The organism is Porphyromonas cangingivalis (assembly GCF_900638305.1).
Taxonomy (GTDB): Bacteria; Bacteroidota; Bacteroidia; order Bacteroidales; family Porphyromonadaceae; genus Porphyromonas_A; species Porphyromonas_A cangingivalis.
Window position 1 is genome coordinate 396,418 of record NZ_LR134506.1, and the last position, 22,019, is coordinate 418,436.

At 46.1% G+C, this 22,019-nt stretch carries 16 protein-coding genes; 8 read left to right on the top strand and 8 right to left on the bottom strand.

Features of this window, described 5'->3' with window-relative positions:
- Positions 1-248: 248 nt before the first annotated feature.
- The 8 genes from EL262_RS01630 (at position 249) to EL262_RS01665 (ending at position 9,935) form a co-directional block, all read left to right on the top strand.
- Complete coding sequence (locus EL262_RS01630; RefSeq protein WP_078735820.1) at positions 249-2,642, top strand: TonB-dependent receptor; 2,394 nt, start codon at positions 249-251, stop codon at positions 2,640-2,642.
- Positions 2,643-2,805: 163 nt separating this feature from the next.
- Positions 2,806-4,128: a signal recognition particle protein gene (gene ffh, locus EL262_RS01635; RefSeq protein ID WP_025838465.1), complete on the top strand. Its 1,323-nt coding sequence runs from the start codon at positions 2,806-2,808 to the stop codon at positions 4,126-4,128.
- A gap of 69 nt (positions 4,129-4,197) precedes the next feature.
- Positions 4,198-5,112, top strand: a complete 915-nt coding sequence (gene folD, locus EL262_RS01640) for a bifunctional methylenetetrahydrofolate dehydrogenase/methenyltetrahydrofolate cyclohydrolase FolD (RefSeq protein WP_025838467.1) — start codon at positions 4,198-4,200, stop codon at positions 5,110-5,112.
- 120 nt (positions 5,113-5,232) lie between these two features.
- A complete protein-coding gene (locus EL262_RS01645) occupies positions 5,233-7,335 on the top strand; it encodes an HD family phosphohydrolase (RefSeq protein ID WP_025838469.1) in 2,103 nt (700 codons plus the stop codon).
- Positions 7,335-7,919 carry an RNA polymerase sigma factor gene (locus EL262_RS01650; protein WP_051522753.1) on the top strand — a complete coding sequence of 195 codons (585 nt, stop codon included), beginning with the start codon at positions 7,335-7,337 and terminating at the stop codon, positions 7,917-7,919. Before EL262_RS01645 ends, EL262_RS01650 begins: the two co-directional genes overlap by 1 nt.
- A gap of 57 nt (positions 7,920-7,976) precedes the next feature.
- Positions 7,977-8,399: a hypothetical protein gene (locus EL262_RS01655; RefSeq protein ID WP_036853709.1), complete on the top strand. Its 423-nt coding sequence runs from the start codon at positions 7,977-7,979 to the stop codon at positions 8,397-8,399.
- An 8-nt stretch (positions 8,400-8,407) separates the two neighbouring features.
- The gene (locus tag EL262_RS01660) at positions 8,408-8,896 is read left to right on the top strand and encodes a hypothetical protein (protein WP_078735814.1); all 489 of its coding nucleotides are present in this window, start codon (positions 8,408-8,410) and stop codon (positions 8,894-8,896) included.
- A gap of 310 nt (positions 8,897-9,206) precedes the next feature.
- Positions 9,207-9,935: a hypothetical protein gene (locus EL262_RS01665; RefSeq protein ID WP_025838476.1), complete on the top strand. Its 729-nt coding sequence runs from the start codon at positions 9,207-9,209 to the stop codon at positions 9,933-9,935.
- Between the two features lie 106 nt (positions 9,936-10,041).
- Here EL262_RS01665 and EL262_RS01670 read toward each other — a convergent pair whose 3' ends face one another.
- The 8 genes from EL262_RS01670 to ftsY form a co-directional block, all read right to left on the bottom strand.
- On the bottom strand, positions 10,042-12,735 hold the full coding sequence (locus tag EL262_RS01670) for a DUF5686 and carboxypeptidase-like regulatory domain-containing protein (RefSeq protein ID WP_025838478.1): 2,694 nt from the start codon (positions 12,733-12,735) through the stop codon (positions 10,042-10,044).
- A gap of 565 nt (positions 12,736-13,300) precedes the next feature.
- Positions 13,301-15,733, bottom strand: a complete 2,433-nt coding sequence (locus EL262_RS01675) for an aspartate kinase (protein WP_025838480.1) — start codon at positions 15,731-15,733, stop codon at positions 13,301-13,303.
- A complete protein-coding gene (locus EL262_RS10125) occupies positions 15,733-16,299 on the bottom strand; it encodes a homoserine O-acetyltransferase family protein (protein WP_244919656.1) in 567 nt (188 codons plus the stop codon). Before EL262_RS10125 ends, EL262_RS01675 begins: the two co-directional genes overlap by 1 nt.
- On the bottom strand, positions 16,287-16,691 hold the full coding sequence (locus EL262_RS10130; protein WP_244919657.1) for an alpha/beta fold hydrolase: 405 nt from the start codon (positions 16,689-16,691) through the stop codon (positions 16,287-16,289). The genes EL262_RS10125 and EL262_RS10130 overlap by 13 nt, the downstream gene beginning before the upstream one ends.
- Entirely contained in the window at positions 16,688-17,965 is a 1,278-nt protein-coding gene (locus EL262_RS01685) for an O-acetylhomoserine aminocarboxypropyltransferase/cysteine synthase family protein (protein WP_025838484.1), read from the bottom strand. Before EL262_RS01685 ends, EL262_RS10130 begins: the two co-directional genes overlap by 4 nt.
- A 569-nt stretch (positions 17,966-18,534) precedes the next feature.
- Positions 18,535-19,752 carry a LysM peptidoglycan-binding domain-containing protein gene (locus EL262_RS01690; RefSeq protein WP_025838486.1) on the bottom strand — a complete coding sequence of 406 codons (1,218 nt, stop codon included), beginning with the start codon at positions 19,750-19,752 and terminating at the stop codon, positions 18,535-18,537.
- An 8-nt stretch (positions 19,753-19,760) separates the two neighbouring features.
- Positions 19,761-21,065 (bottom strand): 30S ribosomal protein S12 methylthiotransferase RimO, encoded by a 1,305-nt coding sequence (gene rimO, locus EL262_RS01695; protein ID WP_025838488.1) that lies wholly within the window; start codon positions 21,063-21,065, stop codon positions 19,761-19,763.
- On the bottom strand, positions 21,052-22,014 hold the full coding sequence (gene ftsY, locus EL262_RS01700; protein ID WP_025838490.1) for a signal recognition particle-docking protein FtsY: 963 nt from the start codon (positions 22,012-22,014) through the stop codon (positions 21,052-21,054). The genes rimO and ftsY overlap by 14 nt, the downstream gene beginning before the upstream one ends.
- Between the last annotated feature and the right edge of the window lie 5 nt (positions 22,015-22,019).

Below are 22,019 nucleotides of genomic sequence, written 5' to 3' on the forward strand. Positions count from 1 at the left end.
TTTGCTCTATTCGGCTTTATAAAGCAATTTCTCCAATCATGCTTTAACCGCCAAAAGGGAGAGTGGTTAAAGTGTCTTTTTGTATTCGGAACTTTTTGTGCCTTGTGTATGTTTTATGAAAAGTGGAATGATGGGTATCCGAGATTTACTTTTAAGGTTTGTTCGGGCTAAAGTTTTGCCTCCAAAAAGAGAAGAGGGTTAGCCATTGCCATATTGTCAAACGTATTTAGAACTTATATTTAGCAATGATGATCAGTAGAAAGATTATATTGTTGGTCGCAGGGCTTTGTGGCTTGGTGTGGTCCGTGCATGCTCAGACAGGGACTATAAAGGGTAAACTGCTCAATGCCCGTACCAATGCTCCGTTGGAGTTTGCAACCGTAGTGATACAGGGAACATCTGTGGGGACTTCCTCGGATATGGATGGTAAGTTTGTCCTGAATAACGTGAAGCCCGGATTTTTAAAGCTCATGGTACGTGCTGTGGGCTTCGAGACTAAGCTCTCTGAGGAGATACAAGTGCAGGGCAATCAGACGACTTATTTGGAGATACCTGTCGAGGAGTTTGCTACCTCTCTCAATGAGGTGACAGTGCGTCCCAACCTGCTTCTTAAACGTGTAGATAGCCCTTTGTCAGTCCTCTCTATCGGGGTGCAGCAGATCGAAAAGAGTGCCGGAGCCAATAGGGATGTCTCCAAGCTCGTACAGACCTTGCCGGGGGTGGGGGCTACGGATCCTAATCGTAACGACCTCATCGTGCGTGGTGGTGGGCCGGCCGAAAATGTCTTCTATCTCGATGGTATAGAGTTGCCTGTGATCAATCACTTCTCGACACAAGGTGCTTCGGGTGGAGTAGTCGGTATTCTCAATCCGGACTTCATCCGTGAGATCACTTTCTATACCGGAGCTTTCCCTGCAAATAAGGCAAATACCTTGAGTTCTGTCATGGATATCAAGCAGAAAGATGGTAGTAAAGATCGTGTGCACACAAAATTATCTGTCGGAGCATCGGATGCCGCCCTCACCGTGGATGGCCCGTTGGGTAAAAAGTCCACATTCATTGTCTCGGCAAGACAGTCTTACCTTCAGCTCCTCTTTAAGGCTATCGGTCTGCCTTTTTTGCCGACTTACAATGACTTTCAAATCAAGTACAAATATCAGATAGACCCGAAAAATGAAATCAGTATCATTGCCCTCGGAGCGATAGATCACATGACACTCAACAGAAGTCTCGAAAAGACAGGAACGGAGAGTCAGAAGTATTTATTAAGCTATTTGCCGGAGTTCAGACAGTGGAATTATACCATAGGTGCAGTCTACAAACACTTTGGGAATAAGCACATAGATACATGGGTGCTTAGTCGAAATATGCTTAGGAATAGTAATTTCAAGTACATGGACAATGATAAGACCCGTCCCAAAATTTCTGACTATATGTCGGATGAGGTCGAAAATAAATTGAGGTATGAGCGTACCTTTACGGCGTTGCCATTCAAGTTGATGACCGGAGCGGGGATAGAGTATGCCAACTATAAGAATGAGACCGAGCGTCTCAGCTATGTTAATGGTGAACTGAAGCCGGCGACTTACAGTAGTAATATCAATCTCTTTAGTTATCAGGCATTCGCTCAAGCTTCGAAGAGTTTTTTTAATGATGACTTGAAGCTCTCTTTGGGTGTCAACCTGATGGGGAATACCTACAACAGTGATATGCGCAATCCGCTCAATCAGTTGTCTCCTCGTTTCTCGGTCTCTTATGCCGTCACCTCGAAGCTTGATATCAATGGTAACATCGGCAGGTATGCCATGCAACCCGCATATACGACTCTCGGATTCAAGGATGAGAAGGGTGTCCTTGTCAATCGTCACGATGGCATCAAGTACATCAAGTCGGATCAGACTGTAGTGGGATTGGACTATCGTCCGAGTGATGTGCTTCGTTTTAGTGTCGAGGGTTTTTATAAGTTCTACGATGACTATCCACTTTCATTATCAGATAGCATCAGTCTTGCGAGTAAAGGTGTGGAGTACGGCCAAGTCGGTGATGAAGCCATCTCCTCCACCGAGGAGGGGCGTGCTTATGGTGTCGAGTTGGTCGGACAGGTGCGTTCTTGGCACGGCCTTGATCTTACGGCAACTTATACTTTGTTCCGTAGCGAGTTTACCAATGGCAAGGGGCAATATGTGCCCTCCTCTTGGGATACAGAGCACATGCTTAACATCATGGCAAGCTACAAGCTGGGGAAGAGTTGGAACATCGCCACTCGCTGGAGATACATCGGTGGCGCTCCATATTCGCCGATAGATATGGAGAAGTCTACGGACAAAAAGGCTTGGAGCGTAAGTAATCAGGCTTATATCGACTATAAGAGGTTCAATCAGCTCCGTCTTCCTGCATCGCATCAGTTGGATGTGCGTATAGATAAGGAGTTTTACTTCAAGAAGTGGATGCTTAACCTTTATGTCGATGTTCAGAATGTGTACAACTTCAAGTCTACAAATGCGCCTATCTACACCAATAAGGATGAGGAAGGACGAGTCATGGATGATCCGGTAGATCCTCAAAATAGGCAGAAAATAAGACAGTTGAATGTTTTTTATGGTGCCGTCTTGCCGACGATAGGGATCATTACCAAGTTCTGATGCTTAGCTCATACATCTGTCGACTTTGCTCGATGGTTGAGGTCGTGTACGAGATCTGCTATGTCGCTCTTTTTTACTAAATTTGTGCGCAGTGACAGGTAGTCTGGCACTGTCGAGAAGTAAACATCGATACTATAAACTATATTTAATTCGGAAATAAGATATGTTTGACAATCTTTCGGAGAGATTAGAACGTTCGTTTAAGATACTAAAGGGTGAAGGTCAGATCACGGACATCAATGTGGCTGAGACTGTGCGCGATGTCAGAAAAGCATTGCTTGAGGCCGATGTCAACTATAAGGTGGCAAAGCAGTTTACAGACACCGTACGTGAGAAGGCCATGGGACAGCATGTCCTTACTGCCATCAAACCGGGCGAACTCCTTGTGAAGATCGTCCATGATGAACTTACGACTCTTATGGGGGGCAGTGCGGTTGAGATCTCCCTGAAGGGATCGCCAAACATCATCTTGATGTCCGGTCTTCAAGGGTCGGGTAAGACTACATTTACAGGAAAGCTCGGTAACTTCCTAAGGAATAAGAAGGGACTCAAGCCTTTGCTGGTAGCCTGTGACGTCTATCGCCCTGCTGCGATCGAGCAGCTTCGTGTCCTTGGCGAACAGCTTCAGCTCCCGGTGTATACCGAACCCGATAGCAAGGATCCGGTCTCTATCGCACAAAATGCGATTGCTCAGGCAAAGAGGGATGGCAATGACACGATCATCATCGACACGGCGGGTCGTCTTGCTGTGGATGAGGTGATGATGGATGAGATCAGTCGTATCAAGGCGGCTATCCAACCCACAGAGATCTTGTTCGTGGTGGATGCCATGACCGGTCAGGATGCCGTAAACACAGCAAAGGAGTTTAATGATCGTCTCAATTTCGACGGCGTCGTCCTTACGAAATTGGATGGTGATACTCGTGGTGGTGCAGCTCTTTCGATTCGTACCGTCGTAGATAAGCCGATTAAGTTCATCGGTACGGGCGAAAAGCCTGAAGCTCTCGATGTCTTCCATCCCAACCGTATGGCGGATCGTATCCTCGGTATGGGGGACGTGGTATCTCTCGTGGAGCGTGCTCAGGATCAGTATGACGAAGAGCAGGCTCGTAAGCTTCAGAAGAAGATCGCAAAGAATCAGTTTGACTTCAACGACTTCTTGGATCAGATAAATCAGATCAAGAAGATGGGTAACATCAAGGATCTCATGGCCATGATCCCCGGTGTCGGTAAGGCGATAAAGGATCTTGATATCGATGACAATGCGTTCAAGAGCATAGAGGCGATCATCTTCTCCATGACTCCCGAAGAGCGAACCAATCCTGCCATCATCAATGGCTCACGTCGTAAACGTATCGCCGATGGCAGTGGTACCAAGGTGCAGGATGTCAATCAACTCCTCAAACAGTTCGAGCAGACTCGTAAGGTCATGAAGCTGATGAGTGGAGGAGGAATGAAAAATCTTGCAAAGAACTTCAGACGCTAAACCTTTCGGCGGATAGCTGTGTTTTACCATCAAATCAGTTTATAACCACAATAATTGCTACCATATACTATGGAATCAAACAACCATACTTATCAACTACTTGATGGAAAGAAAACATCCGGTGAACTTAAACAAGAAATAGCTCAGGAAGTAAAAGAGATCGTGAGTCTCGGATATAAAGCTCCTCATCTGGCAGCTATCCTTGTCGGACATGATGGCGGAAGCGAGACTTATGTAGCTTCCAAGATGAAGACTTGTGAGGAGCTTGGATTTAAGTCAAGTCTGATCAGATACGAACCGGATGTCACTCAGGAGGAACTTCTTAGAGAAATCGATAAGATGAACAAGGATGAAGACCTTGATGGATTTATCATCCAGCTACCTCTCCCAAAACATATCGATGAGCAAAAGATCATTGAATCGGTCGACCCGACCAAGGATGTTGATGGTTTTCATCCGATAAATGTCGGGAAAACAAGCATCGGTCTACCTTCTTTTGTTTCTGCTACTCCTGCAGGGATTCTGGAACTCCTCAAGAGATACAATATAGAGACGAAAGGTAAGAGATGTGTCATCCTCGGACGTAGCAACATCGTTGGAAAACCTATGGCACAACTCATGATGCTCAAGCAGTATCCCGGAGATGCTACCGTGACGGTCTGCCATAGTGGCACAAAGGATCTCAAAGAGATCACTCGTGAGGCCGATATCATTATCGCAGCTATGGGCTCTCCCAAGTTTGTCACTGCAGATATGGTGAAGCAGGGGGCAGTCATCGTTGATGTAGGTACGACGAGAGTGAAGGATGACACGACGAAGAGTGGATTTAAGCTCACTGGGGACGTGGACTTTGAAAATGTGGCACCTAAGTGTTCGTACATCACTCCTGTCCCGGGAGGAGTGGGACCGATGACAATAATCTCCTTGATGAGAAACACACTCATCTCCGCGAGACAAAGGCGAGGACTTGCTCCCAAACACTAATATTAAGCGTACATAAAGAAGCGAGAAGGGAAGAGGACGATCGTCCGAATCCATCTTCTCGCTTTCTGCTTACAGAATAAGTAAATAAGATCTCTCGAATAGATAGAACCTGTCAAGAAAATGAAGCTATACAAGTCTGTTCAGATTAAGACTATATTGCTGTACATAGTGACGGCAATGATCATAACCTTCTTTTACCCAAGCAAGGCAAAGTTCAAGTATGAGTACTCGGTGGGACGTCCATGGCACTACGAGCTATTGACGGCTCCATTCGACTTCCAAGTCCTCAAAACCCCTTCTCAACTTCAGATTGAGAAAGATAGTGCAACGAGGACAATGGTGCCTTATTTAGCATTTGATGAGACCGTCTACTCAAAACAAAGAGAAAAACTGTTTAGGAATATCGGGAGCAGTGAGCTGAAGAATGAGCACGACAAGTACATCGACTATGCTCTCAATGAAATCTACAAGAGAGGTGTCGTCAGTTCGGAAGATTATCAAAGCATACAAGCCGCGGAAAATGGTGAATGCTTCGTGATGAAGGGGGAAGATAAGATCGCTCGTAAGGTGCCTTATGAAGAGATCTATACGATCGTCTCAGCCTATGAAGACATCATCAATAATGCCCCAAGAGGCATCAGTAAGGATGTACTGAAAGGGGCAAACATAAGCGAATATATCGAGCCGAACCTCTTGTTGGATCAAACTACTACGGAGAAGGTGCTCAGGACAAGGCTTGCCGGCATATCTCCCGTGATGGGGAGCGTTCAGGTCGGTGAACGCATCGTAAATAAGGGGGATGTCGTCACAGATCAGATCTATCAAGAGCTCGAGTCTCTCAAGTTGGAGTACGAAAGTAAACTCGGCACGACAAAGGAGCGTGTCCTCATCCGGATCGGACAGTTTGTGCTTACATTGATCATACTCTTGACACTGTATTTCTTCCTCCTCTCGTTCAGAGTTCAGGTCATAGCACAGATCAAAAACACATTCTTTTTCCTCGGCGTGATCTTGTGGTATGCGCTCTTGACAGAATTGTCTGTATCTTATGGGGTCATAGATATCTATATCATCCCATATGCCATGGTTCCTATTCTTGTGCGTGTATTCATGGACTCACGTACTGCATTTTTGGTGCATATGGTTACAGTGTTGATAGCTGCACTTATGGCACCGTTTCAGATGGAGTTTGTTTTGTTGCAGTTTGTTGCAGGTATGGTTGCCATCATTACCCTGCGTAATCTTTCGCAACGATCGGACTTGATCCGCTGTACGTTCATGGTACTTATTGCAATGTTGCTTACGTATGTGTCGTTCTCTTTGTTCCAAGATGGTAACTTTAAGGGCATCTCTTTATACACGATACTTAGCCTTGCCATAAACTTCATTTTCTTGATGTTTACTTATGTCTTGGTATATCTCTTTGAGAGGCTTTTCGGATACGTGTCCAACATCAGTTTGGTCGAGCTGTCAGACATCAATAGCCCTCTCTTGAGGGAGCTTTCAGAGGTCACTCCGGGGACTTTTCAGCACTCTCTTCAGGTATCCATTCTTGCCTCTGAAGCAGCTTCAAAGATAAATGCGGATGTTCGATTGGTGAGAGCCGGAGCTCTTTATCACGATATTGGTAAGATGAAAAATCCTACTTACTTCACAGAAAATCAAGGTGAAGAAAATCCTCATGACCGACTGCCATACGACGAAAGTGCAAAGATGATCATTCGTCATGTGACGGATGGTATAGAGATGGCAGAGAGAGCCCGTCTCCCCAAGATGGTTATCGATTTCATCCGTACACACCATGGACTCGGCAGGGTCAAATATTTCTATACCAAGTTTGTGAATGAGAACCCTGATGTCATTGTTGATGAGAGCATCTTTCGCTATCCCGGGCCAAATCCGTTTACCAAGGAAACGGGAATCCTGATGTTGGCAGACGCTGTGGAGGCATCGTCTCGTAGTCTTAAAGATCTCACGGAGCAGAAGATTGCGGAGCATATAGATAAGATTGTTGATACTATCGTCGATGAAGGATTGTTGAAGTCATGTCCGCTTACTTTTAGGGATGTGGAGATCATTAAGAAGGTTTTTTATGAGAAGCTTAAGACGATGTATCACTCTCGTATCTCTTATCCTGAGTTGAAGCGAAAAAATGCTGAGGCACCATCTCCTGATACTGACAAAGTTGTAGATCAAGGCCGAAGTTCGGATGTGGCAGGATGATGAGAAGAGACAAAAACATCTTGTTGCAAGACCTGTCTGACGAGGAGTTATTGCCTTATCTTACACAGCCGTCGACTGCTGAGGAGGCTTTTGGTGTTCTTGTAGATCGTTACTCCAGACCTTTATATGTGGTAATAAGGCGCATCGTTTTCTCGCACGACAATGCTGATGATGTACTACAGAACACTTTGATCAAAGTCTGGAAGAATATTGCTCAGTTTCAAGGTAAATCAAAGCTTTCCACTTGGATGTACAGTATTGCTACGAATGAAGCTATCTCTTACATCAGACAAGACAATGCTGCTCGAAAGTTTCCCATCACTACGGATACCTATGATCTCACTCAGACACTCATGAGTGATCCTTATTTTGATGGTGACGAAGCCGAGGCCGAACTTTTGTGTGCCATTGATAAATTGCCCGAGAAGCAGAAGATTACTTTTCAGATGCGTTATTTTGAGGAGTTGTCGTATAGCGACATCGCAGAGATTACGGGCACAAGTATCGGAGCATTGAAGGCCAATTATCATCATGCTCTGAACAAACTCAAACAATATCTTGATGTCGAAGACGCTGACGATTAAACCTTTTTCCTCGTTATTCGTCTTCGGTATAGGAGTGGTATATATAGATCATCTGTTATGAAAGATAAGATGTTGAAACACAATCAAGACAAAAGTGATAACCCTATTCATCCTTTCAGTGCACCCGATGGGTATTTTGAGGATCTGAGGGCGAAGATGCTTGCGGAGATAAAGAAGGAAGATCCGGTCGTCTCCTCTGTTAAGTCAGAGGTCTCTCGATTTGAGCTCTTCAGACCGTATTTGTATCTTGCTGCAATGTTTGTAGGGATATTCTTACTCTTCAAAGGTGTCTCTTATTTCGATGAGGGTCGACAAGAGATATCCAAGGAGGCTGTTGCCTTGAACTCCGCATCTGAAGGAACTGATATAGTATTCGTATCAGAGGATGATGTTGAAGCATTCATAAGCTACTCTATGGATGATCTGTCTCTTCGAGACGAGATCTTTGAGAACGAACCCAATCATGATCAACATAAATAAGTTTGGATATGAAATACAAGTTGCTTTTTATATTGATGTTAGGCTTTATCTTATCTCCTTTGAAAGCTCAGACAATTGTTGGAGCAAGTGATAAAGCAAAGCATAGGATAGAGAAATTCCGTGCCGAAAGGATGACTTATATCAAATCTCAGGTTGCTTTGACCGATGCTGAGGTTCAAAAACTCAACGAAATCCTTGAAGCTATTGACACCAAAAAGTTTAAGATCTGGTCTCAGATGATCGACATCCATAAGTCTGTCACTCAAGAAAAGAAGGTGACGGACGACGAGTATATCCAAAAACTTCGTCTTTTGGTCGATTTAGAACGTAGTCAAGCTCTACTACAAGAAGAACTCGGACTTGAGATTCAGAAGGTTTTTTCTCCTGAAAAAAGCTATCACACATACGTTGCCATTAAGCATTTCTACACTAAGCTGAAGAGACACGATCGAAAAGCAACAGTTTGCAAGTGTACTAAAAAGTGCACTTGTAAGTAAGACACACTATTAGGGTATAAAATCATAGTTGGGGATCTTGGCTGGATTGAGCTGAGGTCCCCTTCTTGTATTTATCGTGTTTTGGAATCATATCGAAGCAGACGTGATTGATGAGCATTTTACCAATAAACGGTGAGCTTATAATATCATTTTACCTACTTTGTGTGATTGCAAAGGTTGATAATAAATTAGACCTTTAGGCTTTGGAAAAATAATAAAGGTGGACTGCATTAATCAGAAGATCATCTCGGCGTTAATCTCCGTTATTGTGTCCTTGAGACAATTATATTTATTCAAAAACATATTTTCAATGAACAAGAACTTTAAGATTCTTTTTGGAGCACTTTTGATGCTCTTTGTGTATGGTACATCGTTTGCACATACGATGTGGTTGGAGACGGCACTTAAGGGGGAGAAAGGCACTGCTCATAAGGTCTGTCTTTATTTCGGTGAGTTTTCTATGGCTGATCGTACCCCTCTCAAGGGCTGGTTGGCAGACATGGAGAAAGGGCGGTGGGAGGTCCTTACTCCGTCAGGGAATGTGATCCGACTTGAGCCTACAGCTGCTGATCCTTGTTATATCGCAACTTTCGTTCCGGAGGAAGAGGGGTGGTATCGCATCCACTATGATTGTTGGGTGCCTCAGTTGTGGAAGGGGTCCAAACTTCATTATCAGTCTATTACTTGGGTACAGGTCGGAAATAGCGATAAAGGCTTGGAGAGAACAAGTCCTTTCGATCAAGGTGTAAGCTTTTTGCCTGCGAAGGAAGATGTCCATCATCTTGGGCAGCCTTCACTCTTCCCCATAGCAACAAATAATGGCGAATACAAGGGGATAAAGATCAATATCTTAGGAGATAACGGCTGGAGCAAAAACTACTACCGTTATCCTGATGGTATGCTTTCCTTTGTTCCCATTTGGTCCGGGCATTATCTTATGAATGCGACCAAAACACGCCCACTCACAGAAGAGGAGATCCAGAAGTATCCCGATGCCAAGAGTGTTTACGATATGATCACCTATTTCTTTGAGGTATAGCTTTCAAGCAAAAGGTCATTTTAGCTTAAAGTAAGAGCCTGCATCGACTTTTGGGTTTCCCGAGAGACAGATGCAGGCTCTTTTTTATATCATTGGGACGATCCGATCATAGCCTGAGTCCTACCCTGATGGCTAAACCATTATCTTCCTTGAAGTTATACCCACCGTAAAATACGCCTATTTGCGTCCCCGTGGGAAGTCCTATGCTGTAACCTGCTTCCAGATACGGTTTTGTCGGAGAAACCTTATCCCAATATCCTTTCAGAAAGATTTTTTCCTGAGTTAGTCCTTTCATTTTTCCAAAGACATGACCGAGGATTTTTGGTAGAGGTGCTGAGATATTGGCTTTACCAAACATTTGTGAGGCATAAGTGTATGGTGGAAGTGTATAGAAGAGTAGTTCACGATTTTTCATCTCGCTGGTATTGGCGCGTTTGACATAGTGCATGTCATCGACATACATACGAGTACGGTGCGGATAGAAGCCGAATGCCAAGTCGTACTGTATCACATAGAATCGGGATAGAGACGATACGCCATATACCGAGGCCACAAAGAGACTATAATCACTGTCCAATGTATTTGGTCTCGGGAGGGCGTGTTTGTACTTCAGAGTGAAGAAGGCATAGTTACGGTATCTCCAGTCTGCATCATTGGTGCTTGTATCAAGGCTGATGGACAAAGTCCTCTTTCCGTCTCTATCGCTCGAACGAGAGACCTCTAAGACTTCTCTGTCGAAATTCTTCTCATTCAGTACCGACTTCTGTCCCAAGTTTACTTTGTAGTATGGATGGGTGTTGAATGTCAGGCTCACATCGATAGTGCCGGAGTTATGGGTGTCCATACTGTAATAACGATCGGATGTCATACGGGCGTTCATGAAGTTCAACCAACTCATCCTTTCCTGCTTGGTGATACCCCAGACGTGATTATCAGGGAGGTATGCACTGCGTTTATATTCCCCACCTAATGTCAGAGTGACACCATTGAAGAGATCGATCTTATTTTCAGCCCGCAGGTATGTCTTGTCGTAAAACATATAAGTGTATCTCCCATCAATGAGGGTAAAGAAGTTGTTTTCGAGGTTTTCAATGACGCTCATCTTCGTGTCTCCGATGTCTTCGCTATGTCTCCCGGCACTTAGCGAAAATGCACCCCGTCTCATCCCTGCATATTTGATGTCAGCTTGTACATCCCAGTATATTTGTTTGTTCAGTGTGGTATAGTAGATCCCCGGAGAGAGTTCGAACGAAAAAGGATTATCGAAGTTACGGTTGTGGTACTTCAGAAAGAATGACGGTCCCATCCAAAGACCATCGCTGTACCTGTAGTTTTTGAAGAGCATGAGTGCCAATCCATCTATACCCACCGTCCACTTTTGACCGAAGAGCTTATCGTATCCGAAAAGGACTGTACTGACAGGATCCTGTCCCGTGCGTTCGCCTTTACGTTTGGGGCTGAGGATTTTCTCTCTTTTGCTTATGGCCATCAGAGAATCCCTTATGGCATAACTCCTTAGTTCATCCTCCGTAAGAGGCGTTGTGATCACATGTTTCCAGTAGGTCGAGTCCTTGGATAGTGCCAGCGAGTCCATTGTGCTTTTGATGCTTTTTCTTCGGATCGGTATCATATACTTGTCTTTCAACTGAAGCCCTAAGGTATCCATCTTGTTTTCGATGAGCATCAGATCTTTCTCTATACGCCTTTGGGTTGACCTTTTTGTAGGAGTCAGCAGATCCTCTTTGGGCAGGATTTTCTGCTCATCCTCAGCTCTTTCTTCCTTCAGTGCCAGCATACTTTCATTGAGTTTGAGTTCTTTGTAGGATGTCGAGGAATAGTACTTGAAGTTCATTTTGATGCCCAATACCGCAAGGTTCATGTTCAGTGCATAAGAGGTCGGCATATAGACATCCTCTCTGACGGGATTGAGAGTGACCTCTAACTTTTGATCCATGACCGCCTGTATCCTCAGGTTAACGATCACTCGCACCGGAGTCCATACCTTGTCAGATATCCATAGGTCTCCCATGGCACTGTTTGTCTCTTGATCGACGAAGGAGATGTGATATATCGTCTCCTCCCCTTCGGTGTTGATGCCTTGTAACTTGTATTTGTATGTGTAAAGACCATTCAGTCTGATAGGGCTCGGGATAGAGCCACCTTGTCCGAGGCCTATATTCTTGCCGTAGATGTTGCTCATCATGGAGTTCAGGATACCCAGCCCTTTTCCGGACTTATTTAGCTCTTCGGGGACGGATGAGCGCATGGACAGAGTATGATAGTCATAATCCTCCGGCGCGGTGTAAGTGGTCTTTACCTCTCCCTCTATGACAAATCTTTTGCCCACAAGATCGTTCATGGATATACCATCACTTTTGACTTTTCGAAGATAAAATGGGACTTTCTCCAGCATCGTAGAGCCCTTGGTGTAGGTCAGAGATACGTATTTTTCTATCATCTTCTCATATATGGGCGTACGGTTCATGACTCTGCGCATGATCGCATAAGCCGGGTCTTCGTTGCGATTGCTGAGGTTTACGTTGACATCCCCCAGGGCATAAGAGATGGGAGACAATGCAAATTTGAACTCGGAATCACTCTCGCTCACTCTGATGGATGCTTGTTGTGAACGATAGCCCAGTGAACGAATGATGACGGAGTATTGTCCTGGTGTCAGATGGAGGTTGAAAAATCCGTTTTCATTTGCGACAGCTCCCCTCTGTACCTCTTTGATGAAGAGAGTGGCGTGGGGTATGCCTTGATCCGTCTTTTTGTCGATGATCCTTCCGCTGACACTCACTCCTCCATGAGTTTCGACATCTTGTGCTTTTGAGTTTGTCGTAAGTAATAAAGAACATAGGAGAAAGAACCCAAAGACGATTTTTCGTCGGTGGACAAGTAGATTAGAGTGGTGCATATCAGGTTAAATATTAGATGTTGTCGATATGAGAGTCGAAGCGGATGTCGACCACTTTCTCTTTTACAGTCGATCAGCCTTAAAGTTATAGATTTTTTGGAAAAACAAAAGATTATGTCCTTTTTTTTTTTTTTTTTCTACTCTTGATGCTGAAAATGAAAGCTCCTATCCTTCGGTGAACTGTTTTGCTCTGTATCCATCGATGGTTGTAGTAGGGGATAAATAAAGTCGTTAAACTTGATGATGAAGGTCGTTAAACTCGATATCGAAAGTCGTTAGATTTGATTTGAACCTTCCTACGACTTTTGGGAGGTAGTGATGATTTGAGTATGGACTGTTTTCAGGGATGTAAAAAAGAGAGCGATCCGGACAAAAAAGGAGTATTATTCATATCCTCTCTGTCCGAATCGCTCTTGTCATTTCCGGAGCGAAAAGCGATGCCTCATTTTCAGTTCTCGTAGCCCTCGGCCAATCTCAGCAGATCGCCAAATACACCCCGTGCCGTCACGACTGCTCCGGCTCCGGCTCCTTGTATCACGATCGGGTGGCTTCCGTAGCTTTCGGTATAGATCTCGAAACAACTGTCTGCTCCACTCACTCTGCCCAAAGGCGAATTTTTGGAGACTCGTCTGAGTGCCGCTGTGAGGGTGGCCTTCTGATTGGTCTCGTCCCAGACGATGTCTCCCACATATCTGAGGACTTCGTCGGGTGAGCAAGAGGCTCGATACTCTTCAATCTTATTTTCCAGTTCCCCGAAGCGTGCCTCGAACGCCTCCCGAGAGAGTGTTCTCAACTCTTCCGGAACAGGGTTCTCCCACGACACATCGGAGAGCTCAGCCGGCACATCCAGTTCTCTCACCAAGATCAGAACCTTTCGGGCAACATCCTCTCCACTGAGATCCTCACGAGGGTCAGGCTCTGTGAGCCCCCTTCGGGCGGACTCTTCGACGATGTCACGGAAAGACCGGGAGGGGTCTTCCGAAAGAGTGTTGAAGATGTAGCTCAGACTCCCTGAGAAAAGTCCGTGAATACGTGTGATGCGCTCGCCTGCCAAGTGGAGCAGTTTGAGATTGTCTATCAGTGGTAGGCCGGCTCCCACATTTGTTTCATATCGGTAGCTTCTCCTGTGTTTCTTGAGTGTCTCTCTTAGGTGTGTGTACTCCGAATAGGGTGCTACATTGGACTTCTTGTTGGAGGAGACGATGTCGAAACCGTTGCTCGCAAAGTATGAGTATTCGGCTGCGATGCTTTCAGAAGAGGTATTGTCGACCAAGATCATGTTTTCCAACGCAAACTTCCGACCATACTCTACGATGGCTTCTGCCATATTGCCCTCGTGTGTGGATTGTTGTAGCTGCTCTTGCCAGCCTTCCCCGATCCCTTTTCGAGAAAGAAGCAACTGCCGGGAGTTGGCGATGGCAAAGATCCTTAGGTCTATGTTTTTCTGCTCTTTCAGTTGTGCATGCTGGTGTATAATCTGATCTATGAGAGCACCTCCGACTGTGCCATGACCTATAACTGCGAGGTGGACACGCTTGGGTCGCTCAAACATCTCTCCATGGATCACATTGAGAGCTTTGACTCTCTCCTCTTCTCCTCGGACAAGTAGGCAGAGGGTATTGTCCGGCACAGAGTTGTTAAGGAGGAGAGGGACAATACGATTGCGGACGAGTGCCCTATATGGGCGGTCAAACTCAGACAGATTGAGCCCGATGATGGCGACTATGGCAAGCCCTTTCTCTGCGTAGATCTTGGTTGTCTTACCTTCCGAAATATCTTGGCGAAACTCTTGGTGAAGAGCTTCCACGGCCTTATCTGCATCCGACTCATCGACCACTATGGCTATACCACGCTCTGTCGACCCTTGGGACACAAGGCTGACACTTACATCCACACTCTTGAATGCTGCGAATATCCGCGCATCTATCCCTGAGCGTCCGAGCATATTGCGTCCCTCAAAGTGTATCAGTGCTTTTTGAGTAAGAGAGGCCAATGCTCTTACAGATTTGGCTTTCGGACTTGCAGTGACAAGGGTGCCGTTCTGCTTGGAGCCGTAGCCGAAAGTATTGAGTACCCACAGAGGGATGTTTTTTTCTTGCAAAGGCTCGATGGTCTTGATGTGAAGTATCTCTGCGCCGAATTGGGAAAGCTCTGAAGCATCGGAGTATGAGAGTTCGTCCATCTTGCGTGCTTCCGGCACCACCGTCGGATTGGCAGTGTATATCCCATCTATATGGGTGTAGTTTTCCATCATGTCCGCATCCAGAAAGTTTGCAAGCAGAGCTGCACTGTAGTTGCTGCCGTTCCTTCCGAGTGTGGTGCGGTGGCCATCCTTGCTTCGTGCGATAAAACCCGTAACGATGGGGATACAGGATCGGGATAGTTGGTCAAACACTTCTCGGCATTTGACCCTTGAAGTCTCTATGTGTACAGATGCTGAGCCAAACTGTGCGTCTGTCAAGAAGAAGTCTCCGGAATCTATCGCAATGGCATTGTACCCTTGCTGTTCAAGTCTATGGGCGACAAACCTTGCCGATAGTATCTCCCCATAGCTTATGATCTCGTCTTTGAGCTTAGGGCTGCATTCACCCACGAGCGAGATGCCCGTGAGTAGATTCAGGAGCCGGGTTTGCTCGTTTTCAAACTTTATGTCAGAGGGCTCCGTCTGATGTTGCAAAAAAAGAGATAAGTCTTCTTTGAATTCTTCTCCTCTTCGGGCTTTTTCTATGAGTGCAATAAGCGTGTCCGTGCTATTCCCTCGGGCAGATACTACCACGATGGGAGAGAGTCCTTTCTTATGGTTGTCTGTGATGATCTCCACAACTTTGGCTATGCCAAGGCCGTTGTCAAGAGATTTGCCACCGAATTTTAATATTTTCATCAGTGTATAGGAAAGTGAGGTTTGACAATCTTGTTCAGTTGTTCGTACTCCATCAAGAATGCATCGTGTCCGTGTATGGAGTGTATAGTGTCGAGCGTGACGTTGCTTTTAAGTCTCGAAAGCTCATTGTAGGTCTCCACTGCACGATCATGAGTGAAGAGTAGATCACTGTCTATCGATACCATGTGGATGTCCGATTGTATCTGAGTAAGTTCAGATGCCGTCTGGCAGACTGCAATGGAGTAGGTGAGGTGGGTCATCACCTTGTAGGCGGAGAGTTTGAACCTCTTTTTCAGGGTATCTCCATGATAGAGAAGCCATCTTTCGACATCGTAGAGTTGCTCTTGTCCCTGCTGTTGTTCTTGTTTGCCATCGAATCGTATGTTGAGCGACTGAGGTGTTCGGTAGCAGGACATGGCGTGTATGCGGGCATCTCTCAGAGGATCAGATGAATTGGCGAGTATCTGCTTCTGTATCAATGTCTGAGTCAGAAGCCAGTCCGAGGCTCTATAATCACAAGCTATGGGGAATATCTTTTGGGCCAACTTCGGACTTAAATGCGCCATCTGCCACGTGAGTGCCCCCCCATGGAGGCTCCTATGATACAGTACACTTCTGTGATGCCGAGGTGCTCTATACCCTTTATGAATAGAGTGGCTATGTCTCTGAGAGAAAAGCTCTCGGGGTCTTTGCTTTCTGTCCCATCGTATCCATTCCCGGGGATGTTGAAGGAGAGGATGGTATAGTGAGAGAGGGGGATCCCTCCCTCGTCACTGATCAACTTGTTCCACCAGCCCTGCTCTCCTGTCACGGAAGAATTGCCGGTAAGAGCATGGTTCACGACAACGATGGGGGCTGTGCCGATAGGAGGGCCTGCTACTTCGTAAGTGAGAGGAATGTCAGAGAGATTTATCCCCTTTTCCGAACGGAAATCTTTTATGATGATTTTCTTTATCATTTCTGTATCGATTGAGTTAGAGCATTATGGAGATCTGCTTTCAGATCTTCGATGTCTTCGAGTCCGATCGAGAGGCGAATGAGATCCGGTGTTACTCCTGCACTTAGTTGTTGATCCTCTTTCAGCTGGCGGTGTGTCGTGCTGCTTGGATGAATGATGAGTGACTTGGTGTCTCCGAGATTTGCCACGATACGGAATATATTTGTACTATCTACTACGGACTTCGCAGCGTTGTATCCTCCCTTGGGACCGAATGTGATAAGGCTCCCGAACCCACCATTGAGATAGCGTGAGCATACCTCATGATGTTTGTCAGAAGAGAGACCGGGATAGTGCACCCACTCTACCAAGGGGTGTTCTTTGAGCCATTGGGCGATCTCAAGTGCATTGTTACAGGCTTGTTTGAGTCTCAAGGATAATGTTTCCAATCCTTGCAGGATGATGAAGCTGTTGGTGGGACTGATGCAACTCCCAAAGTCTCTTAATCCTTCTACCCTTGCTCGTATGATGAATGCAGCTTCTTTGAAAACATCGCTGTAGATAAGTCCGTGATATCCGGGGCTTGGTTCGGTGAAGTCAGGAAAGTTGCCATTGCTCCAATCAAACTTGCCTGCATCTACCACTGCACCTCCCATTGCAGTCCCGTTCCCACAGAAAAACTTTGTGAGAGAATAGATCACAATATCAGCTCCATGCTCTAAGGGCTTGAAGAGTAGGGGAGTGAGGGTATTGTCCACGACGAGTGGAAGCCCGTGCGAATGAGCTATCCTTGAGACCTCTTTTATGTCTACAAAATCCAGCTTGGGATTGCCCAATGATTCGGTATAGATGAGTTTTGTGTGGGGCTTTATGGCCTCTTCGAAAGACTTAGGTTGTTCGGGATCTACAAAGGTCGTCTTGATGCCCAAACGTGGGAGTGTGACACTGAGGAGGTTGTAAGTCCCGCCATAGATGCTCGAAGAGGCAACGATATGGTCGCCACTCTTAAGCAGAGTGAGGAGTGTGGTACTGATTGCACTCATTCCGCTGGCTGTCGCTATACAGCCGATGCCTCCGTCGAGGGTGGCAATGCGTTGTTCCAGTATATCGGTGGTAGGGTTGTTGAGGCGAGTATAGATATATCCCGGTTTTTGGAGGTCAAATACTCCGGCGGCATGGTCGTTGCTTTCAAATGTGTAAGCGGTCGCTTGATAAAGAGGGATTGCGGTAGAACCATTGTTTGACGATGGGTCGTAAGCTGAGTGTAGTGCTTGGGTTGCTGTTTTTGTAATCATCTTCTTAATGCTTTTAGGAGTGTTATGATTGATTGAGTAAACAAAAAAAGGCCGCTGCAGTCTTAACGATTGCAGCGGCCTATCTATGTATATTACAAAGTATTCGGGAACTTATGTACACGAGACAACCGATGCAAACATCATCTGCATCATCATAGCCATCATCATGTACATATTTCTATTCATTCTGTTGTGCCTGATTGGTTGTTTGTTGTACTTGTCGCCAAAACTATGCAAAAAAAGTCAGAACGACAACAGTTTTTGGGTGATTTATTTTATTTCTGTCTGATAAACCCTTTCCGATATTATTCGTTGTAGATTGCTGAAGTTATATTTTACCGATTCATCTTCAGTGTGTTAGTAGCAAACTCTGTCTCTTATGCTCTGAGTTTATTGGTCGGAGGAGAAAGGAGCGTATCTTGGAGGAGTTCATGGGAGTGATCAAAAATGACTTGTTGTTTGGATAGTACGACTTCGGATGGACGGAGTCTCACCAATAAGAATCCCCCTACACTGATTTTCTTTCAGTGTAGGGGGATGGTTGTTATTTCGTCTTCGGACAGACTGAGTTATTGTTTCGCCAAACGTTCGAGCACGATGGGGCGTGTCTCTTCATAGGTGGTGAACTTCTTCGACATGATCACGGATTCCCAAACCATGGCTTCTTTTACGGCAATCCTCATATCCGGATTGATCTCAAACTTTGACAAGTCGGGGATCACGAGTTTCGTTCCCAAGGATATCCTATTGGGATCCTTGATGATGGCCGCATTTTCGATGTAGATATAGATCCAAAACATCTTTTGGCCGTAATACTCCTTGGCATAGCTGTACAGACTACGACCGGAGGTGATGGTGAGGGTATCTATTGCCGGCTTTTCCTTGCTTATAGGCATTGTGTCAGCAGGTAATACTGCTTCGGGTACAGTGTCTTTTACTGCTGTCTGTGTCGGAGAGAGAGAAGACGAGTCTGTCTTTTGGTGAAAGAGTAACCAATATCCGCCTGCAAGCAATAGAGACAAACCGATCAGTAGCAACCATACGAGACTTTTGGGTCTTTGTTTTCGGGGGAGCATTTCCTCCTCTTCGTTCATTGTCGGTTCTTTAGGAAGGGTTTTCATATCCTCGTCCGGGAGGGTTGGCTCTTCGATCTCTACCGATGAGGCAACTACGATCTGAGGGGCTTCGACCTCTACTATCCTGAATCTTTGAAGCGATGTCAGTGAGAGACCTTCGTCATTCTCTCCATAGTGTGTCAATTCCTTGAAGTCCACCCCCATCTTCAGTGGGGTGGGGGCATAGGGGGCAAAGGGACGATTGAGGTGATCAAGTACCGAGGAGGAGGGTTCGAAGTTGAGAAGTAGAAGATCTTCACCTTCATCGGTGACAAAAAGGTCTCCTATGTCCAAGAGTGATACTCTCTTTCCCCTAAACAGAGCTTTGAGCAACTCTTGAAGCTCAGCATCGAGGGTCTCTGCAACAACACTCTTGGGCAATCCGAGGAGGTCGCTGAGAGCATATACTACGTCTTCCCCTGAGAGTGTCGGCGGAAGTGTGAGGTCAAGTGAACTGTAGTGACGACTGTCGAGCAGGAATTCGTCAGGCCGAAACACCAAGGATACCGAAGGGGGAAACATTGTCCGGAGTCCACCACTTTCTTTGATATGAGCAGGTAGAAGGTTCGTACCGATCTCCCCGAGATAAGGGAGGGAGACGGCACGACGTTCTCCGAGTTGGCCAAGTAGCCAACGATTGAGTTCCTTCAGTATCGTTTGGGTTGTTTCCATAGCTTTGATTATGCTTCTACGACATGCCCTACAAGGTCAAAGTCTCTGGACTCATCGATGAGCACGGGGTATATTTCTCCGATCTCCAGTGGTTGTGCTGACATCGGTATCAGTACTTCTGGATCCACGTCGGGAGAGTCATACTCCGTACGACCGATATAATAGTCGCCTTCGATTCTGTCGATGATGACATCCAAGGTCTGGCCGATCTTTTGTTCGGCGATCTCAAAGGCTATACTTTCTTGGAGAGACATAAGGCGATCCAAGCGTTCTTGCTTGACCTCCGTAGGGATGTCGTCATCGTAGTGTTCGTAGCCGTAAGTCCCTTCTTCGTGAGAATACATGAAGGCTCCCAAGCGTTCGAACCTCGTCTCTCGAACGAAGTCGAGTAAGCGTTCGAAGTCCTCCTCGGTCTCTCCCGGGTGTCCTACCATCATCGTGGTACGTATATGTATGCCGGGAACTTCGTCACGGAAGCGTTGTATGAGTGTACGTGTCTCTTTGTCGGTGACATGACGACGCATCTTCTCCAATACCGGGTCACTGATGTGCTGGAGAGCGATGTCGATGTATTTGCATATCTTCTCCTGCGCTCTCATGACAGGAAGTATCTCGTAAGGGAAGTGTGCAGGATAACCGTAATGAAGACGTATGCGTTTGAGGTCCTCTATCTCACAGAGGGCATTGAGCAGATCTGCAAGTCTTGACTTGTGGTAGAGGTCTCGACCATAATAGGTGAGATCTTGGGCAATGAGTTGGATCTCCTTGACACCTCCCGCAACCATACCCCTGACTTCAGCTAAGATGTCTTCCATCGGTCTGGAGACATGCCTACCTGTCATGATGGGGATGGAGCAGTAAGCACACTTGCGGTCACACCCCTCTGAAATCTTGACAAACGCGTAGTGTCGAGGAGTGGTAAGTACACGAAGGTCGGCAGGTGAGGTATGGTATGCCTTTCCAAGTTCGGAAACCAGGCCTTTCCAATTAAACTTGCCATAATAGCCATCGACTTCGGGTATCTCAGCTTTCAGCTCTTCCATGTACCTTTCCGAGAGACACCCCATAACATATACTTTCCCGACATCGCCACGCTTTTTGGCCTCGATGATGTTGAGGATCATGTCGATGGACTCTTGTCGAGCCGCTTCGATGAATCCACAAGTATTGATGACCACAATCTCTCCATTGACCTGCTCTGCATCATGTGCGACCGTATAACCCGATGAAGCAAATTGTTTCATCAGCATTTCTGAGTCGACAAGGTTCTTTGAGCAGCCGAGGGTAATGACGTCGACCTTATTCTTTCGCATCGCCAAATAGAGAGTTCACAAATTCTACCTTATTGAAGAGTTGAAGGTCGGTCATCTTCTCTCCAAGCCCTATGTATTTGACCGGGATCTTGAACTGGTCTGAGATCCCGATGACGACGCCCCCCTTTGCCGTCCCATCAAGTTTGGTAATCGCAAGGGCACTGACCTCTGTGGCTGCGGTGAACTGCTTTGCTTGCTCGAAAGCATTCTGACCTGTCGAGCCATCAAGGACAAGGAGTACCTCTTGTGGAGCTTCGGGGAGGACCTTTTTCATCACATTTTTGATCTTTGTGAGTTCGTTCATCAGACCCACCTTGTTGTGCAAACGGCCGGCCGTATCTATGATGACGATATCTGCCCCATTTGCTGTAGCCGAAGCCACTGTATCGTAGGCAACCGAAGCCGGATCAGATCCCATCTGTTGTTTGACCACAGGGACACCTACGCGTTCACCCCATATACAGAGCTGATCCACGGCAGCGGCACGAAAGGTGTCGGCAGCACCAAGGACGACTTTGTAGCCACTCTCCTTGAATTGGTGAGCGAGCTTACCGATTGTTGTTGTCTTGCCCACCCCATTGACACCGACAACCATGATGACGTAAGGCCTTTTTTCTCCATCGATGGAGAATGCAGTGCCATCCTTTGTGTTGTTTTCGGCAAGGAGAGCTGCGATCTCCTCGCGAAGTATCTTGTTGAGTTCCGAGGTCCCCATATACTTATCACGAGCGACACGCTCCTCTATGCGACGGATGATTTTGAGTGTGGTCTCCACACCAACATCTGATGTGATAAGGATCTCTTCCAGGTCATCCAGTACCTCATCATCTACCTTAGACTTGCCCGCTACGGCACGAGATATCTTGGAGAAGACCGATGTTTTGGTTTTCTCCAATCCCTGATCCAGCGTTTCTTTCTTTTCTTTTGAAAATAGTCCGAAAAATGCCATATCTA

Excerpts from the sequence above, each read along its gene's own strand:
- EL262_RS01655 (WP_036853709.1), top strand. The coding sequence starts at position 7,977 with ATGAAAGATAAGATGTTGAAACACAATCAAGACAAAAGTGATAACCCT.
- EL262_RS01645 (WP_025838469.1), top strand. The coding sequence starts at position 5,233 with ATGAAGCTATACAAGTCTGTTCAGATTAAGACTATATTGCTGTACATA.
- EL262_RS01675 (WP_025838480.1), bottom strand. The coding sequence starts at position 15,733 with ATGAAAATATTAAAATTCGGTGGCAAATCTCTTGACAACGGCCTTGGC.
- folD (WP_025838467.1), top strand. The coding sequence starts at position 4,198 with ATGGAATCAAACAACCATACTTATCAACTACTTGATGGAAAGAAAACA.
- EL262_RS10125 (WP_244919656.1), bottom strand. The coding sequence starts at position 16,299 with ATGGCGCATTTAAGTCCGAAGTTGGCCCAAAAGATATTCCCCATAGCT.
- EL262_RS01660 (WP_078735814.1), top strand. The coding sequence starts at position 8,408 with ATGAAATACAAGTTGCTTTTTATATTGATGTTAGGCTTTATCTTATCT.
- EL262_RS01665 (WP_025838476.1), top strand. The coding sequence starts at position 9,207 with ATGAACAAGAACTTTAAGATTCTTTTTGGAGCACTTTTGATGCTCTTT.
- rimO (WP_025838488.1), bottom strand. The coding sequence starts at position 21,065 with ATGCGAAAGAATAAGGTCGACGTCATTACCCTCGGCTGCTCAAAGAAC.
- ftsY (WP_025838490.1), bottom strand. The coding sequence starts at position 22,014 with ATGGCATTTTTCGGACTATTTTCAAAAGAAAAGAAAGAAACGCTGGAT.
- EL262_RS01690 (WP_025838486.1), bottom strand. The coding sequence starts at position 19,752 with ATGGAAACAACCCAAACGATACTGAAGGAACTCAATCGTTGGCTACTT.
- EL262_RS10130 (WP_244919657.1), bottom strand. The coding sequence starts at position 16,691 with ATGATAAAGAAAATCATCATAAAAGATTTCCGTTCGGAAAAGGGGATA.
- EL262_RS01630 (WP_078735820.1), top strand. The coding sequence starts at position 249 with ATGATCAGTAGAAAGATTATATTGTTGGTCGCAGGGCTTTGTGGCTTG.
- EL262_RS01685 (WP_025838484.1), bottom strand. The coding sequence starts at position 17,965 with ATGATTACAAAAACAGCAACCCAAGCACTACACTCAGCTTACGACCCA.
- EL262_RS01650 (WP_051522753.1), top strand. The coding sequence starts at position 7,335 with ATGAGAAGAGACAAAAACATCTTGTTGCAAGACCTGTCTGACGAGGAG.
- ffh (WP_025838465.1), top strand. The coding sequence starts at position 2,806 with ATGTTTGACAATCTTTCGGAGAGATTAGAACGTTCGTTTAAGATACTA.